Source organism: Bdellovibrio bacteriovorus HD100 (assembly GCF_000196175.1).
Lineage (GTDB): Bacteria > Bdellovibrionota > Bdellovibrionia > Bdellovibrionales > Bdellovibrionaceae > Bdellovibrio > Bdellovibrio bacteriovorus.
On sequence record NC_005363.1, the window covers coordinates 3,665,974 to 3,681,673 of the forward strand.

General features: G+C 49.3%; 18 protein-coding genes and 1 tRNA gene. 7 read left to right on the forward strand and 12 right to left on the reverse strand.

Annotated elements, in window-relative coordinates:
• Positions 1–28 precede the first annotated feature (28 nt).
• Positions 29–655, forward strand: coding sequence for a PAQR family membrane homeostasis protein TrhA (gene trhA / locus BD_RS17350; protein ID WP_011166097.1), 627 nt, complete (start codon positions 29–31; stop codon positions 653–655).
• A gap of 80 nt (positions 656–735) precedes the next feature.
• On the opposite strand, the gene BD_RS17355 is transcribed toward trhA, so the two are convergent.
• The 6 genes from BD_RS17355 to BD_RS18225 form a co-directional block, all read right to left on the reverse strand.
• A tRNA-Phe gene (locus BD_RS17355) sits at positions 736–811 on the reverse strand.
• 62 nt (positions 812–873) lie between these two features.
• Positions 874–2,037 carry a cystathionine gamma-synthase gene (locus tag BD_RS17360; protein WP_011166098.1) on the reverse strand — a complete coding sequence of 388 codons (1,164 nt, stop codon included), beginning with the start codon at positions 2,035–2,037 and terminating at the stop codon, positions 874–876.
• 8 nt (positions 2,038–2,045) lie between these two features.
• Positions 2,046–3,092 carry a PLP-dependent cysteine synthase family protein gene (locus tag BD_RS17365; protein ID WP_011166099.1) on the reverse strand — a complete coding sequence of 349 codons (1,047 nt, stop codon included), beginning with the start codon at positions 3,090–3,092 and terminating at the stop codon, positions 2,046–2,048.
• Positions 3,093–3,096: 4 nt separating this feature from the next.
• Positions 3,097–3,306, reverse strand: a complete 210-nt coding sequence (locus tag BD_RS17370; RefSeq protein WP_011166100.1) for a hypothetical protein — start codon at positions 3,304–3,306, stop codon at positions 3,097–3,099.
• A gap of 27 nt (positions 3,307–3,333) precedes the next feature.
• Complete coding sequence (locus BD_RS17375) at positions 3,334–3,771, reverse strand: hypothetical protein (protein WP_011166101.1); 438 nt, start codon at positions 3,769–3,771, stop codon at positions 3,334–3,336.
• The gene (locus tag BD_RS18225) at positions 3,759–4,496 is read right to left on the reverse strand and encodes a hypothetical protein (protein WP_157865741.1); all 738 of its coding nucleotides are present in this window, start codon (positions 4,494–4,496) and stop codon (positions 3,759–3,761) included. The genes BD_RS17375 and BD_RS18225 overlap by 13 nt, the downstream gene beginning before the upstream one ends.
• Positions 4,497–4,643: 147 nt before the next feature.
• Between BD_RS18225 and BD_RS18455 the strand changes: the two genes are divergently transcribed.
• Complete coding sequence (locus tag BD_RS18455) at positions 4,644–4,775, forward strand: hypothetical protein (protein ID WP_011166103.1); 132 nt, start codon at positions 4,644–4,646, stop codon at positions 4,773–4,775.
• A gap of 354 nt (positions 4,776–5,129) precedes the next feature.
• On the opposite strand, the gene BD_RS17395 is transcribed toward BD_RS18455, so the two are convergent.
• Genes BD_RS17395 through BD_RS17420 form a run of 6 tightly spaced genes read right to left on the reverse strand, consistent with a single transcriptional unit; the run spans position 5,130 to position 9,622 of the window.
• Positions 5,130–5,780 (reverse strand): hypothetical protein, encoded by a 651-nt coding sequence (locus BD_RS17395; protein WP_011166105.1) that lies wholly within the window; start codon positions 5,778–5,780, stop codon positions 5,130–5,132.
• 28 nt (positions 5,781–5,808) lie between these two features.
• Positions 5,809–6,585: an MlaD family protein gene (locus tag BD_RS17400; protein WP_011166106.1), complete on the reverse strand. Its 777-nt coding sequence runs from the start codon at positions 6,583–6,585 to the stop codon at positions 5,809–5,811.
• A gap of 8 nt (positions 6,586–6,593) precedes the next feature.
• Entirely contained in the window at positions 6,594–7,313 is a 720-nt protein-coding gene (locus tag BD_RS17405) for an MlaE family ABC transporter permease (RefSeq protein ID WP_011166107.1), read from the reverse strand.
• Entirely contained in the window at positions 7,310–8,083 is a 774-nt protein-coding gene (locus BD_RS17410) for an MlaE family ABC transporter permease (RefSeq protein WP_226987851.1), read from the reverse strand. The genes BD_RS17405 and BD_RS17410 overlap by 4 nt, the downstream gene beginning before the upstream one ends.
• Before the next feature lie 2 nt (positions 8,084–8,085).
• Positions 8,086–8,817 carry an ABC transporter ATP-binding protein gene (locus tag BD_RS17415; protein WP_011166109.1) on the reverse strand — a complete coding sequence of 244 codons (732 nt, stop codon included), beginning with the start codon at positions 8,815–8,817 and terminating at the stop codon, positions 8,086–8,088.
• 46 nt (positions 8,818–8,863) lie between these two features.
• Positions 8,864–9,622: an ABC transporter ATP-binding protein gene (locus tag BD_RS17420; RefSeq protein ID WP_011166110.1), complete on the reverse strand. Its 759-nt coding sequence runs from the start codon at positions 9,620–9,622 to the stop codon at positions 8,864–8,866.
• Positions 9,623–9,817: 195 nt separating this feature from the next.
• Here BD_RS17420 and sucC point away from each other — a divergent pair, with 195 nt between their 5' ends.
• The 5 genes from sucC (at position 9,818) to BD_RS17445 (ending at position 15,678) form a co-directional block, all read left to right on the forward strand.
• Complete coding sequence (gene sucC / locus BD_RS17425; protein WP_011166111.1) at positions 9,818–10,981, forward strand: ADP-forming succinate--CoA ligase subunit beta; 1,164 nt, start codon at positions 9,818–9,820, stop codon at positions 10,979–10,981.
• A gap of 6 nt (positions 10,982–10,987) precedes the next feature.
• Positions 10,988–11,860, forward strand: a complete 873-nt coding sequence (gene sucD / locus BD_RS17430; protein ID WP_011166112.1) for a succinate--CoA ligase subunit alpha — start codon at positions 10,988–10,990, stop codon at positions 11,858–11,860.
• Between the two features lie 200 nt (positions 11,861–12,060).
• Entirely contained in the window at positions 12,061–13,830 is a 1,770-nt protein-coding gene (locus BD_RS17435) for a beta-sandwich domain-containing protein (RefSeq protein ID WP_011166113.1), read from the forward strand.
• A gap of 166 nt (positions 13,831–13,996) precedes the next feature.
• The gene (locus BD_RS17440; protein ID WP_158332728.1) at positions 13,997–14,926 is read left to right on the forward strand and encodes a universal stress protein; all 930 of its coding nucleotides are present in this window, start codon (positions 13,997–13,999) and stop codon (positions 14,924–14,926) included.
• The gene (locus tag BD_RS17445; RefSeq protein ID WP_011166115.1) at positions 14,926–15,678 is read left to right on the forward strand and encodes an SDR family oxidoreductase; all 753 of its coding nucleotides are present in this window, start codon (positions 14,926–14,928) and stop codon (positions 15,676–15,678) included. The genes BD_RS17440 and BD_RS17445 overlap by 1 nt, the downstream gene beginning before the upstream one ends.
• The last annotated feature ends 22 nt before the right edge of the window (positions 15,679–15,700 follow it).

The following is a 15,700-nucleotide window of genomic DNA, read 5'->3' on the forward strand; positions in this document are numbered from 1 at the left end:
ACAGGTTTAATTCAGCAGGTTTTAGGGAATGATTCAGAAGATCGAACATGGAGAAAGACTCAACGTCGTCACCCACGCCATCGGAGCGTTGCTGGCGCTGGTCGGGTGTGCTCTGCTTCTTGGGCTTGCAGCCACAAAACATGACACCTGGAAAATCTTCAGCTTCGGTGTGTATGCGGTTTGTACTGTCGGTCTTTACTGCATTTCAACCATCTATCATGGCACCCGTGGTGAAAGAAAAAAACTATATCGCCGCTTAGACTATATCGGCATCTATCTGAAAATCGCCGGCGGTTACACGCCGTATGCGCTGCTGGCTTTGCGCGGAACTTTGGGTTGGGTGATTCTGGGAATCGTCTGGTCTTTAGCGGTGGTGGGGATTTTCTGGGAACTTCTAAATCCGAAAAACCGTCTGCCTTCACTGCTTTTGTATTCCACCATGGCCGTGACGATCTTCCCGTTTATCAAATACCTGATGGATGCGATTCCGCCGATGGGTTTTGCGATGATCATCGCGGGCTTCATCAGCTATGGCATCGGCATGATCTTTTTCCTGAATGACGAACGCATCAAACACGGCCACGGCGTGTGGCACGTCTGCGTGATGGGCGGAACCGCCCTGCAATACCTTTGTCTTCTGATTTATTTCACTTAATCGCCTGGAATATCAGGCCCCTGAAACGAAAAAACCCGCTGATTCAGCGGGTTTAGTTGCTTTGAACTTTTGAAGAAAAATGGTGGCTTGAGACGGAATTGAACCGCCGACACAAGGATTTTCAGTCCTCTGCTCTACCAACTGAGCTACCAAGCCACTGGAACTTATGCGTTCAAAGAGACCAAAGGTTTATCCATTGGCCCCCTGCATGTCAACAGTTAAGCCTTATCAAAAGCAGTTTTAAGGTCGGCAATCAGGTCGTTCAGATCCTCTACACCTACAGAAAGGCGGATCAGGGTGTCGTCGATCCCCAAAGCCTTGCGGTTTTCAGGTGGAACGGAGGCGTGCGTCATAATCGCCGGATGCTCGATCAGGGACTCAACCCCTCCCAAACTCTCGGCCAATGAAAAGACATTCACGTTTTCCAGGAACTTACGAGCCGAATCCAGGCCCCCTTTGATGTAGAAAGTGATCATCCCACCGAAACCATGCATTTGTTCTTTCGCCAAAGCATGCTGAGGATGGCTTTCCAGACCCGGATAGATGACTTTGTCCACTTTTGGATGAGATTCCAAAAACTTCGCAATCGCCATGGCGTTTTCCTGATGGGCCTTCATACGAAGTGGCAAAGTTTTCAAACTTCTCAGGAACATGAAGGAATCAAACGCCCCTTGAGTCGCCCCGATACCGTTGCTCAGGAACGCCATTCTTTCTGCCAGATCCGCGCGGGATACAACGACCATACCGCCGACCGTATCACTGTGGCCGCCGATGTATTTTGTCGCAGAATGAACCACGATATCCGCACCCAGCTCCAAAGGTCTTTGGAAGTAGGGGCTCATGAACGTGTTATCAACCGCTACCAGAATGCCTTTGGCTTTGGCAATGGCTGCGATTTTTTTGATATCAACCAGTTTCAAAGTCGGATTGGTCGGAGTTTCCAACCATACCAGCTTGGTGTTTGGTTTTACGGCTTTTTCAAAGTTTTCAACCTTCGTCAGATCAACGAAAGAAAACTCCATGCCGTCGTGCTTAAGGATTTTGTCAAACAGACGGAAGGTGCCGCCGTACATGTCATCCATGGCAATCACATGATCGCCACCTTTTAGAAGATGCAATACAGTTGTCGTTGCCGCGCAACCGGAAGAAAACGCAAAACCATGTTTGCCACCCTCCAAACTTGCCATGCAGCTTTCGTAAGCGTGACGAGTGGGATTGTGCGTGCGGGAATATTCCCAGCCTTTGTGAACACCAGGAGATTCTTGTACGTAAGTCGAGGTCAGATAAACCGGCGTCATGATGGCGCCCGTGGAAGGATCCGGAGCTTGGCCGGCATGAATCGCACGAGTGGAAAAACCAAGGTTGTCGTTCATTTTTTTCATTTCATCACCTACTTATTCAGTTCTGCCAGAAAATCGGCGGCATTCACCACGCGATTAAAGACATTTTTCGCTTCTTCCGGTTTCAGAAGAGCATTTTCAATCATCCATGTATCATTGAAGGCCTTGCTCAGATACGCTCGTCCGCTGTCCGGGAAAACCACCACAATATTTGATGGCTTTTCGATCTTTTCCGCAGCTTTCATCGCACCCACCAGGGCCAAAGCACTGGAAGGCCCCACAAGAAGACCTTCTTCCGCCACCAGGCGACGGGTCATCGTAAAAGCTTCCGGGTCAGACACTCGTTCAAAGCCATCATAAATATTCAAGTGAACGTTGTCCGGCAGCATATCTTCGCCGACACCTTCCACTTTGTAAGAGCCCGGTGGATCCACGATCTTCTTATGATAATAAAGATCATACAGAATGCTTCCAATTGGATCTGCACAGATTGCTTTGATGTTTGGATTCATTTCTTTCAGGTATTTAGCAACCCCGGAAAGTGTGCCTCCAGTGCCAGCCCCGCCGACCACAACATCCACTTTTCCATCCATCTGCTTCCAGATTTCTGGACCCGTGGTTTGATAGTGACGCTGAGGGTTGTCAGGATTGTGATACTGGTTCGTTAGAAATGCTCCGGGAGTTTCTTTTGCAATTTTCTGAGACACTGAATAGTGACTCAGCGGATGCTCAGGGTCGACCATCGGAGTGATGACAACTTTGGCGCCATAGGCACGCAAAATAGCTCTTTTTTCTTCACTCATCTTTTCTGGCATCACGAAAATGCACTTATAACCCTTAACCGCCGCCGCCAAAGCCAGGCCGACACCGGTATTGCCGGAAGTGGCTTCGACAATAGTGCCACCCGCCTTCAGATCGCCGCGTTTTTCCGCCTCTTCAATCATCGCCACAGCGACGCGATCTTTGATGCTGCCACCTGGATTGAAATACTCGATTTTCGCAAAGAACTGGTGTTTTGAACCCTTGGTAACGTTTTTAAGGCGGACAATCGGTGTGTTTCCGATGGTCTCCAGAATGGAGTCGTAAATATGTGACATGAGGCTAACCTTCTAGATCTTTTCTTCTGTTGGAACGAAGATAGACCGTATTCATGGATTGAAGAACCGTATTGATTTGAGTCATAGGGTCCAAAGAATAAGGCATTCCCAGCTCGTTGGTCAGCTGCTTAACAAGCTGACGACTGGGTTGATCTTTCATCAACTCGTCCACCAGTTTTTCAAGTGCCACCTGCTTTTTATCAGCCTGAGCCATAGGAATCCTCCAACAGATGGCACTCTATCACCCCCCTCCCAAAGAGTGAAAAAAATTTTGAAGAAGAGGACCAAAAAGGAGCAGCAGAAACGCCGGAAACTGAAACAAAAGAAGCGGGATCAGCAATATAAACGGCAACCGCGCTATCTTTTCTGAAATTTCCTCCTGACAGGCCTGCACCAGTTCCGCTTCCAGCTGCACCAGCACATTAAAAACGGCCTCGCCCCGCAAACCGCGCTCCAGAACCTGCAGAAGGCTGCGGCGATACAGGGAGGGCACTACCTTCAACGCCTCTTTTGGATCCTGCCCTTGCTGCAATAGCGCCAACCACTGGGTCACAACGGGGACAAAGTCATCGTGCGAGGTCTTTACATAAGATAAAACACCCTGACGCACCGACTGCCCGCGCTCCACCGCACGTTTAACCTCCAATAAAAGCTTTAACGGAGGTGCTACACCGTCCATTTCATCCTCCGACCCACATAAAAAATGAAAACAAGGCCCGCGATGAACACCAAACCGGAGCCAAAAAGCAGATTTCGGTGCTTCTCAAATCCAAATTGCATAATTACAAAGACAAAAAGCGCGAGATAAAGAGCGGTGACAATTATCGCCTGCATCTTGATCTGCTGACTTGCTTGTCCGGACCTACGTCGAAAATCTTCGAGCATTTTGTAGTGCCGGCGAAGGGCCTTCACCTGCTCCACACAGCGGGTTTGCGACTGATCAATCGTGCGCATCTCTGACAGGAAATCCGCCAGCAGAGCGGATTTCACGGCGATGCCCGATTCCGTAAACTGCAGCGAATGTAACACTTCAAACATCTGCACACGCACCCAACCACTTTGTGATTCAACGGCCGAAAGGAACGAAGCACGGAAGGATTTTCCGGTTTGCAAACCCAGAATCATGCAATCAAGAAGCGGAATCAGCGCACTTCGCAGTCTCCGAATTAAGAAAAAACGCAAAATTGCCGGAAAAAACTTTAAAGTTATTAAAAGAATGCCGATGAAAAGCCAGAGCAAGGTGGGTGTCGAGGCTGCGACGGTGAGAAAGCAGATCACAACCAGGTTCATGATCGAAAAAGATCGAACCCAGTGTTGAGAGAATGCAAAATCCCGCGCCACCGATGAAAAGATTCGGTGAACGAGCGCATGTCCGAACAGCGAAATCGAAAAAACGATGAGCAAAGGGCACCTCCTTGAACCCGGTTGCTCGCAAAAAATATGCAAGGTAAATTTTTTGTTGACGTCGGTGGTCGAATTAGGAAAAACTTAAGTAAGTAAAGTTTTGTAAGTTAAGAAACAACAACAACGTTTGCATCCTAGGAGGAGCACATGGCAAAGAAAGCAGCTAAAAAAGCTACAAAAAAAGCAGTTAAAAAAACTACTAAAAAAGTAGCAAAAAAAGCTACAAAAAAAGTAGCTAAGAAAGCTACTAAAAAAGCTACTAAGAAAGCTGCGAAGTAGTCTTTCTTAGGAACTAGTTTTTAGTTCTTGAACCCCAGAGGCAACTCTGGGGTTTTTTTATGCCCAAAACCCGCCACCAGAGCGGTTTTCAAGCCGATCCAAATTTTCCAATTTCACACAAAATTCCAGATTAAAAATAGATCCAAAAAAACGCTCTTGCGAAAGCAAGGCGCCCCGCGATTCGCGAAGCGAGAGCCAGTATAAAAAAAAGACCAACCCAAAAAGCTTGAGGTTGGTCAAAAGGGTTCAGCCGCGAGGCGGAGGGTTTTTTACGAAACGGAGGCGTGCTCCAAGCACGTCGAAGAGAAGTAAAAGGCCCGACAACGAAGTGGATGGGCCCTTTTCACCAACCGATCAGAAGTAGTAGAGGGCGCCTACGGTACCCGTCGGAACTAGCATGCCGCGTTTAATTTCGGTCATGGCCATCAGTTCTGCATAAACTGAGACACCTCGGAAGTCGCCGGAAAGCTGATTATATTGCAGGCCAAACGATGCATTCACAAAATCTGTGCCAAATCGGCCGGTTTTTTTCTCTTCCGTGGTCAAAACACGGTCCAGAATTCCGGAATGATTAGCAGCCGACGTGCTGCCGCTGGAATTATACCAGCGGGAATAACCGGCCGTGAAATAAGGAGCCAGATAATCTCCCTCGAAAGCATGTTTCCACGCCAGTTGGAAAGAGTTGTAACCATGGCCCGTGCCGAATCCGGCAATGGCACCGTCGGCATCTTCCACGTTCAATTCCAAATTAAAACCCATGGCACCCAGGGCTCCGCCCACGGACATGCCGGCGCCAACTTTCAACTGCTGGCGCATGCTCAGTGTGGAGGAATAAGTGTTCATCAGTCGCTCATCGCGCATGCCTTGGGCATATTCAGTTTCGATAGAGCGTGCTTTGGTGTTGATGGTGTTGGAGTCGGCACCCAGAATCACCGTGGCTTGGGCTTGCAGGGCTGCAAAAAACACCACGGTGGACACCGCATGACGGATAGAAAGTTTCAACATAGAGGACCTCCCTGTGCTCGAGGAGATCTTAGAAAACGCGGGCTTTCACACCCTCTTGCTGGAAGAATTTCTTCAAAGCCGGACCATCCAGCGGTTCGAGCCTGAAAAGAAGCTTATGAACCAGTTCATAAGTCTCTTCCGCTTTCTTCGATCTCATTTTGTCTGTCAAATATGCCATGTCATCGCTGATTTTGACCGCATTATCAAGCAGTCTGGCCATTTCTTTATTCTTCGTGGTTTTATCCAGCAGAACCAGCGTTTTATTGAAGTTTGTCGTCAAAGAGTTCAGCTGTTGGATCATATTGGTGACCGAACCTTCATTTTTTTCCACAAGTTCGATGATTTTGCCGGCCAAACCGTAACCTTGAGAGATCAACTGATCCACACGCGGAGGATCTTCACCACGAACATAGTCGCCGGATGAAAATTCACCGGAATCCACAGACCCTGGAGAGATTTCCAGAAACTTTTCCCCAATCACGCCGGCAAGGTTGATGAAGAATTTGGAATCTTTCCGGACACTGGTCCAGGCTTTTTTGTCGACCGTGATCGTCAGACGAAGTTTTACTTCTTCACCGGAAGGCGCTTTGTATCCGGGATCAAAAGTGATCGCCTTTACTTTGCCCACTTTGATACCCATCACCCGCACCGGGGAGCCTTCTTCGATCCCGCCGGCATAGTTGTACATGACATTCAATTCTTTGGAATTGGAGAACGGGGAAATGAATCCCATGAAGTAGGCAAAGACCACAATCAGAACTACCGAGACCAGAGCCAACAGGCCCACTTTGGTTTCAACCTTCATACGTTCCCCTAGTAAAGATAACTAAAAGTATAGGACAAAATAAAATCAATCACAATAATTGCGATCGAAGACACGACCACCGTGTTTGTTGTCGCTCGACCCACGCCCTCGGCACCTTGCTGACAACGAAATCCAAAGTAACAAGCCACAAGAGGAATCACTCCCCCGAAGCATGCGCCTTTGATCATTGCAAAGATCAGGTCTTTAAAATCCACAAACCGCTGCATGGAGGTCAGGAACATCCCTGGCGTGTAACCCAAATAGAACTGACTGACCGCCATCGCAGAGAATATACAAGCCATATTGGCAACAACCGTGATCATCATGGCACCCAGAACGCAGGCCAAAAAACGCGGAACCACCAGATAATTAACCGGATCAATTCCCAGCATTTTCAGCGCATCGACTTGTTCAGTGATCTGCATGGAACCGACTTCCGAGGCATATCCCGCACCCACGCGCGAGCTCAAAAGCAACGCTGTGACGATCGCCCCCAGTTCCCGCAGAATCAAAACAGCGGCAAAACCCGGGACCATCGAGTCATTCTGAATGACCATCTTCATATGGAAAGAGGACTCTAGGATCGTGACAATCGCGGCAAAACACACACAAAAAACCACGATAAAAAGGCTTTTATTGCCCACAAAATGCAGCTGCTGGAAGAATTCCTTGCGACGAAAAGGCGGAGTGAACACCCCGGTCAGGGTTTCAGCGATCAATGTGATCATGGCCTAAACCCCCGCACCATCGTCAGAATAATGTCCCCGATAAAACTGGTCATCCAGTCCATCACCACAATACAAATCATGGTCGTCACGGCGGTGGCCACCACCGCGCGGCCCACACCTTTGGCTCCGCCGGTTGTGGCATAACCCTGATAAGTGCAGATTGTCGCCAGCACCACCGCAAAAGTCCCGCATTTCACAAGGCCGCTCAAGATTGATACCGGACTGACAATCAGCGGAACATGGCGCAGGTATTCTTCATAGTTCACACCGGCAAACAGTTCGCCCAACAGCATTCCACCAAAGACGGACATCATCAAACCCGCCGCCAGCAGGAAGAAACTTGAAACGATGATGCCCACAAATCGTGGAACGATGATTTCCTGAATCGGATCTGCCCCCAGGCAGCGGACGGCATCGATTTGTTCGGTGACCTTCATGGTCCCCAGTTCTGCGGAAGTGAACGCCCCGACTTTTCCGCTCAGCATGAAGGCGATCAAAAGCGGGCCTACTTCTCTGAAGGTCGCACTGGTGGCCAAAGCCCCCAGGTATCCCAAAGCACCGAATTCTTTTACCTGCATCGCAAACTGCACAGTCATGATCGCGCCCACAAAGAAACCCGCCATCGCGGTGGTCGGGAAACTGTCGACAGTGACCTTCCAGATCTGCTCAAAAATCTCATGAGTTTTGAGTTTCTTGAATATCATCGTGCGCAGGATTCTTTGCAGGAATAAAAGGGTGGCCCCCATCTGATCTAGGAGTGATGTGATCATGGTCATGCCTCTAAAACCTCCGCCAGGAAGTCTTTTACTAACGGCTGATCAGATTTTTTCAATTCATCAGGGGTGCCCAAAGCCACGATATTTCCCTTGTCCAGTACGACAATGCGATCGGCAATGGAAAGCGCGCAGTTCATATCGTGGCTGACGACCAAAGACGTCGTTTTCAATTCGCGGGAAAGATCCAATATCAACTGGTTCACCGCCGTGGTGGTGACAGGATCCAAACCTGTGGTGGGTTCATCAAACAGCAAAATGCGCGGCTCTAAAGCCACAGTTCTGGCCAGGCTCACGCGCTTTTGCATGCCGTACGAAATCTGTCCGGGACGTTTTTGTTCCACCCCGTGCAAGTTCACCAGGCGCAGAGCTTTTGAAACCTTCGCCTGAATGACTTCTTCAGACAGTTGATAGTGACGGCGCAGCCCGAAGGCTACATTTTCGTAAATTGTCAGGGAATCAAAAAGGGCTGGATGCTGAAAGACCATGCCGCATTTTTTGCGAATCGGAAGATATTGTTCTTCGGAAAATTTAGAGACCTCTTCTTCGTCAATCCAGATTTCTCCTTCATCCGGAGTCAGAAGACCTACGATGTTTTTCAGAAGAACGGATTTTCCTGTCCCGGATGTCCCCAGAATAAAGATGATCTCGCCCTCGCGGATTTTTAGATTTAATCCGTTGAGTACTGTCCTTGTACCGAATCTTTTCACGAGGTTTTTGAACTCAATCACTGACTCATGGTAGAGGCGTGTTCACATACGGTCAATGCGAATAAAACTAGACGTTAGCTGTGGTGAGTGGACCCGCAAGCAATCCGCGAATGAATTGATGCACGCGTGGATCTGTGTGATTTTTGGTTTCATCAGGTGTTCCGGTGATCAACAGTTCCTGATCAACCACCATGCCGATTCGATCCGCCATTTGGAACGCACGATTCATGTCGTTGGTGATCGCCACAACGGTGGAGCCTTTTTCTTTTTTCAACGTCATGATCAGATCAATGATCTTGCGCGAAGTGATCGGATCAAGACCCGCCGTTGGGTCATCATAGAAAATGATCTCGGGATCCAGAGCTAATGCTCGAGCGATTCCCAGGCGTTTTTGCATCCCACCGCTGATTTCATCCGGATATAAATCACGGGCATGAGGGATGCCGACCGCATCCAAGAAATACTCTGCTTTTTTTGTTATTTCCCAGTCCGAAAGAGCCGTGGTTTCACGCAACGGAAAGCTGATATTTTGAACACAGGTCAGGGAATCAAAAAGCGCGTTTTTCTGAAACAGAATTCCGACTTTTTTAAGCAGCGGCAGGCGCTCTTTGCTGCTTAGCGTTGACCAGTCCTTTTGTTCAACAAATACTTTGCCATTACGAGGACTTACCAAGCCTGACATGGTCTTTAGCAAGGTCGTTTTACCCTGCCCGCTGGGACCGACAATCACGAATGATTCGCCCGCCTGAATTTCCAGATTGATGGACTTCAGCACAACAAGATCTTCAAAGGCCACGGTCACGTCTTTCAGACTGATGATGCTCATGCGGTCCAGATTCTCTCTCTGCAGGCTTCTGCGCCCAGCGGTAATTGTTGTCTCTAAATACGATTTGATATTGAATGGGTCATCGAACGCAAGTTTTTATTTTTTCTGCTTATTTTGAAAGTTTGCATGGGTACGACCGCGGGTCTTTAGCTCTGCAAACTGTGATGCCTTAGGTGGGAATTTAGGAGTAATTAAATGAATATTCATGAGTATCAGGCTAAAGAAGTCTTGAGAAAGTTCGGAGTGGCTACGCTGAAAGGCAAACTTGCTCACTCTCCTGAAGAAGCTGTTGCTGCGGCAAAAGAAATCGGCGGAAGCGTTTGGGTTGTAAAAGCCCAGATCCACGCTGGTGGTCGCGGTAAAGGTGGCGGTGTTAAAGTTGCCAAGTCTCTGGACGAGGTTTCTGAATTCACCAAGAAAATGATCGGCATGACTTTGGTGACTCACCAAACAGGCCCTGAAGGCAAAGTTGTTCAAAAAGTCTTCATCGAACAAGGCTGCAACATCGCAAAAGAATACTATGTTGCCTGCTTGATCGACCGTGCGACAGGCCGTGCGGCTATGATGGCATCTTCCGAAGGTGGTATGGACATCGAGGAAGTTGCTGAACACAATCCAGACGCGATCAAAAAAGTCGACATCGACCCAACTGTGGGCTTGATGCCGTTCCAGGCTCGCGAACTGGCTTTCCAAATTGGTATGGAACCAGCGATCGTGAACAAAGCGGTGAAATTCTTCGCCGGTCTTTACAACGCATTCGTTGCTACGGACTGCTCTATCGCGGAAATCAACCCATTGGTTGTGACTAAAGAAGGCGACGTTCTTTGCTTGGATGCGAAAATGAACTTCGACTCCAACTCTTTGTTCCGTCATCCAGACATCGTAGAGATGCGCGACCTGAACGAAGAAGAACCGTCTGAAATCGAAGCTTCCAAATTCGACCTGGCGTTCATCAAGCTTGATGGTAACATCGGCTGCCTTGTGAACGGTGCGGGTCTGGCGATGGCGACTTTGGACATCATCAAATTGCACGGTGCTGAGCCTGCAAACTTCCTGGATGTTGGCGGCGGCGCTAACAAAGAGAAAGTGACTGAAGCGTTCAAAATCATCCTGAAAGACAAAAACGTAAAAGGGATCCTGGTTAACATCTTCGGTGGTATCATGAAATGTGACATCATCGCGGAAGGTGTGATCGCGGCGTCCAAAGAATTGGGCCTGAAAGTTCCATTGGTTGTTCGCCTTGAAGGTACAAACGTGGAATTGGGTAAAAAGATGTTGAAAGAATCTGGTTTGAACATCACTCCAGCCGACAACCTGACTGATGCAGCTAAAAAGATCGTTGCTGCGATTAAAGGATAAGCGAACATGGCAATTCTTATTAACAAAAACACAAAAGTAATCTGCCAAGGTTTCACTGGTGCTCAAGGGACTTTCCACTCTGAGCAGGCATTGGCATACGGAACTAAAATGGTTGGTGGTGTGACTCCGGGTAAAGGGGGCACAACTCACATCGGTCTTCCGGTGTTCAACACTGTGAAAGAAGCCAAAGCAGCCACGGGTTGCAACGCTTCCGTGATCTTCGTTCCACCTCCATTCGCAGCGGATTCCATCATGGAAGCCGTTGATGCGGATCTGGATCTTGTAATCTGTATCACTGAAGGCATTCCAGTTTTGGACATGGTGAAAGTGAAAGAATACATGAAGGGTAAACGCACTCGCTTGGTAGGTCCTAACTGCCCGGGCGTTATCACTCCAGGTGAATGCAAAATCGGGATCATGCCTGGCCACATTCATAAACCAGGCCGTATCGGCGTTCTTTCCCGTTCCGGCACATTGACTTACGAAGCTGTGGGTCAGTTGACAGCACTGGGTATCGGCCAATCCACTTGTGTGGGTATCGGCGGTGACCCGGTGAATGGCACAAACTTCATCGACGTTTTGAAATTGTTCAATGAAGATCCAGACACTGACGGCGTTATCATGATCGGTGAAATCGGTGGTACAGCTGAAGAAGAAGCTGCTGAATACATCAAAGCTCACTTCAAAAAACCTGTGACTGCGTTCATCGCGGGTGCTGCGGCTCCTGCTGGTAAACGCATGGGTCACGCGGGTGCGATCATCAGTGGTGGCAAAGGCACAGCTGAAGCGAAGTTCAAAGCGCTTGAAGCTGCTGGTTGCAAAATCTCCCGTTCCCCAGCGGACATGGGTACGACTATGCAATCCATGCTGAAAAAGTAGTTCTAAGTTTTTAGACTCAACTTTGAAAAACCCACGGCAAAAATGTCGTGGGTTTTTTATTTCCAAAACTGACCATTTCCGATCCCTGTCAATTTTTAAGACAGTCCCCCGTCGTCAACAGCCACTGAATGGCTTCAGACCCCTGTTTTGCTGGAACGCCTCTTGTAACAAGCTATGCGTTGATCAATTTAGGAGAGTTTATGAAACGTTCTGGTTTGGCTGCTTTTATGGCCTTATTGTCGCTAACTCACAATGCGGCTCGCGCTGACATCATCGTCGATTTGCCATTCCCGGGCGAATTCGAAGGTGACGTTGTCACGGCACCGGCAACTCCTCCGGCCCCGCCGGCGGAAGACACGACTCAGACTCAACCCACAACAACGCCTGCAGCTCCCACAGCGCCCGTACAAACCGAATACAAGGGTGAACTTACCATCACCTCGATGTCGCGCAAATCCGGCGGCGCCACTTACAAGATCAAACTGCAGCGTTCAACCATCCTGAACCGTCTTGAGATGGTGATTGAAGCCCACAAACTGAAGATTCACTCTGCCTCCCTGATCACCGAAAGTGGCCAGGAAGTTTCCGTGCGCGAATTCAAGGACAGCCGTGTGCTTTCCACTTGGGAGTCACTGACGTCAGAAAATCTGAATCTGTCCGACCGTGTGGTTTCCATCGAACTGGTCGCTGAATCTTATGGTGGGGCGGCGAACGTCCGCCTGCGTGCCATCGGCGCCACCGAGGTTCCTCGTCTGACATTGCAACAGGTGATTGAACCCGTTGCTGCCACTCCGGCGACTCCTCCGGCTCCGACCAACCCGGCCCCGGTTCAAGCTCTGCCGTCTGTTCCAAACAGCCGTCCTGAGGCCATCGCCAAAGGCACAAAGATTGTGTATTCCGGCTCTTACGTCGGCACCATCACGCAGGTTTTGGGCGGCGGTAAAGTTCGCGCCACACTGGATGGTTACAGTGGAACCCACGATCTTGATATTCGGGACATCGGCACCCAAACAGCGTGTCTGGATGGCCTGTGCGGCGGATACAACATTTTGTATTCCGATAGCTATAGTGGCGTAATCAAAGAGGTATTCTCGAACAGGAAAGCACGCGTGGTGCTGGATGGTTATTCCGGTTTGCACATCGTGAGCTTGAGTGAAATTGCCAAATCCGTCGACTGCCATCAGAACTTCTGCATCAACCGTCAGGCGATCTATAGCAATTCCTACGATGCTACCATCAAAAAGCTCTTCACCAACGGCAAAGCTCAGGTCACCTTGGCCGGGTATTCCGGAATGCACATCGTAAGCCTGTCCGAACTTGCCAGTTCGATTCAGTGTTCGCGTGAACTTTGTGTCGGCGATTCTGTGATGTACAACAACACCACCAAGGCCAAGCTTCTAAAGGTATATTCCAACGGCAAGGTGCAGGTGACCATCGAAGGTTATTCCGGCACTCATATGATCAGTATCTCAGAGATTTCCCGCCCAACACGTTGTCTTGAAGGCGTCTGTGCCGGTGACTCCCTGATGTACGACCGCACGATGGAAGCCAAGGTCATTGAAGTCTATAACAACAGACAGGCCCTGGTCACAATTGAAGGCTATAACGGAACTCACACCGTCGCGATCAGTTCACTAAGCAAGAAAATCACCTGCGCCAGCGGCATCTGCGCGGGCGATCAAATGATGTATGATTTCACCATGAAGGCCAAGGTCATTAAGGTTTATAGCAATGGCCAGGCAATGGTGCGCATCGAAGGTTATAGCAGCACTCACACGGTCTCTTTAACCAGCCTGACAAAAGCTGTTTCCTGCTCCAAGGGTATTTGCGCCGGAGACCGAATTGTCTATGATCGCACCTACACGGGCAAAGTGATTTCCGTGTTTGGCAACGGCACCGCCCAAGTCACCTTGAACGGCTACTCAGGCACTCACAACGTCAGCGTGAACAGCCTGGTGAAAGTAAAATAAAATATTTCAAAAAGCCCACAGCAAAAAACACTGTGGGCTTTTTGTTTCCGGATCTTGGTAGGGTCTGCCTTTATTTCATCCATTTAAAACAGCATATGGACGATTCGTAACTCCCCAAAAATAGCGCCTCTTTGGAAACTGGGTTCAGTCACAAGGAGGAATGCCCGTGGCAGAAGATCTTCTTTTCATTGCCGATGACTTGGCAGAAAGATCCGCCAAAGGGCGCCTGCGCTCCAGACTTCTGCGCGACAATTCCGTTGAAATTGCAAGAAAATGGGGTCTGAAGATCGAGTATCTTTACGTTGTCGACCTCAAGATTCCGTTGTTTAAGAAACAACAGTTCAAAATTCTCAAAGAGAACTTCGATGCGATCAAAGGTTCAGTCGAAGAAAAGTACCGAAAAGAGAAAATCCCGGCAGAGATCAACATCCTTTATGGAATCCCCGCGGAAGAAATATTAAAAAGTGTGCGCCTGGCCAACGAAGCAAGACTCCTGCTGATCGGCACTCAAGGCAGAAAAGGCATAAAAAAGCTGCTCATGGGAAGTGTCGCGGAAGAAGTCCTGCGCAACACCTCCACCCCCGTTCTTGTGCTGGGCCCCAAGGCCCAGGAAAAGCGTAAGGTCCTGCAAATCAGTGAAAAAATGAAAGTGCTGTTTCTGACAGATTTCAGTGACAGCAGCGATGCCGCTGAGAGCTTTCTGATAAGTTTCTGCAGCAAATTCAAATGTCCCGTGCTGATTGCTCATAGTGTGGGGGAGCAAATTTCACGAATACGCCAAAGCCTTCTGGCTGCCGGTGACGTCCCGCTGGATATCGAAAGAATGTTCAATCAAATGACTGAGGATGCACAAAGGGATCTGCAGCGCAAAACACGGGACTTTCAAAAAAAAGGTCTGAAGGCCACATCCCACCTTTTTGTTAAAGAAGAGCGTCTGGAAGCTTCGCTTAAAAGTCTTTTGGCCAAGATGGATTTAGTTGTCATGGGGACGCGGGGGCGCAACAAAGTCCTGAGCTCTTTCGTCGGCAGCACAGCAAGGGATTTGATTCTTAATTCACCGGTTCCGGTGGTTGCCATCCGCAACGAGGAGGACTAATGAAAACAGGAGCTGCATTTATCACCGGCGCTGGATCCGGCATCGGACGCGCCACCGCGATGGCCTATGCCCAGGCGGGAATTCCCGTGGCCGTCGTCGACTTTTCAGAACAAGGCGCCAATGAAACGATAGCGCTGATTCGCAAAAATTCGGATGTCCCCGCTGATGCCTATGTCTGCGATGTTTCTATCGACGGCGATGTGAGCAGAACCTTCTTTGCCGCCGTCGAACGATTTGGTCACATCCGTTACGCCTTCAACAATGCCGGTGTGGAGGGGGACTCCAGTCTTTTGCAGGATGTGACTGATGAAAATTGGGACGGAGTTCTTAACGTCAATCTTCGCGGAGTTTGGCTATGCATGAAGTATCAGCTTTATCACATGGCCAAAGCCGGGGGTGGATCCATTGTAAACTGCTCCTCAATTGCCGGCCTTGTGGGCTTTGAGAATCTTGCCCCTTATGTCGCCAGCAAACACGGTGTGATAGGACTCACCAAGGCGGCCGCCCTGGAGTACGCCAAAAAGAACATCCGGGTGAATGCGGTCTGCCCGGGAGTTATCAAAACCCCGATGTTAGATCGTGCCATGAAACACCTTCATCAGGATCCGGAACAGTTTGCCAAGGCAGCACCTATTGGCAGAATGGGCACTCCGCAGGAAATCGCCGAAACCGTTCTGTGGCTGAACTCAGACAAAGCCTCCTTCGTTACCGGCCACTCTCTGATTGCTGATGGAGGATGGACAGCCCAATAGAATTCTCACTTTGAATGTCGGA

Bases quoted from the DNA above. Each gene is read 5' to 3' on its own strand.
- trhA (WP_011166097.1), top strand. From the start codon at position 29: ATGATTCAGAAGATCGAACATGGAGAAAGACTCAACGTCGTCACCCAC.
- BD_RS17360 (WP_011166098.1), bottom strand. From the start codon at position 2,037: ATGAAAAAAATGAACGACAACCTTGGTTTTTCCACTCGTGCGATTCAT.
- BD_RS17365 (WP_011166099.1), bottom strand. From the start codon at position 3,092: ATGTCACATATTTACGACTCCATTCTGGAGACCATCGGAAACACACCG.
- BD_RS17370 (WP_011166100.1), bottom strand. From the start codon at position 3,306: ATGGCTCAGGCTGATAAAAAGCAGGTGGCACTTGAAAAACTGGTGGAC.
- BD_RS17375 (WP_011166101.1), bottom strand. From the start codon at position 3,771: ATGGACGGTGTAGCACCTCCGTTAAAGCTTTTATTGGAGGTTAAACGT.
- BD_RS18455 (WP_011166103.1), top strand. From the start codon at position 4,644: ATGGCAAAGAAAGCAGCTAAAAAAGCTACAAAAAAAGCAGTTAAAAAA.
- BD_RS17395 (WP_011166105.1), bottom strand. From the start codon at position 5,780: ATGTTGAAACTTTCTATCCGTCATGCGGTGTCCACCGTGGTGTTTTTT.
- BD_RS17400 (WP_011166106.1), bottom strand. From the start codon at position 6,585: ATGAAGGTTGAAACCAAAGTGGGCCTGTTGGCTCTGGTCTCGGTAGTT.
- BD_RS17405 (WP_011166107.1), bottom strand. From the start codon at position 7,313: ATGATCACATTGATCGCTGAAACCCTGACCGGGGTGTTCACTCCGCCT.
- BD_RS17410 (WP_226987851.1), bottom strand. From the start codon at position 8,083: ATGATCACATCACTCCTAGATCAGATGGGGGCCACCCTTTTATTCCTG.
- BD_RS17420 (WP_011166110.1), bottom strand. From the start codon at position 9,622: ATGAGCATCATCAGTCTGAAAGACGTGACCGTGGCCTTTGAAGATCTT.
- sucC (WP_011166111.1), top strand. From the start codon at position 9,818: ATGAATATTCATGAGTATCAGGCTAAAGAAGTCTTGAGAAAGTTCGGA.
- sucD (WP_011166112.1), top strand. From the start codon at position 10,988: ATGGCAATTCTTATTAACAAAAACACAAAAGTAATCTGCCAAGGTTTC.
- BD_RS17435 (WP_011166113.1), top strand. From the start codon at position 12,061: ATGAAACGTTCTGGTTTGGCTGCTTTTATGGCCTTATTGTCGCTAACT.
- BD_RS17445 (WP_011166115.1), top strand. From the start codon at position 14,926: ATGAAAACAGGAGCTGCATTTATCACCGGCGCTGGATCCGGCATCGGA.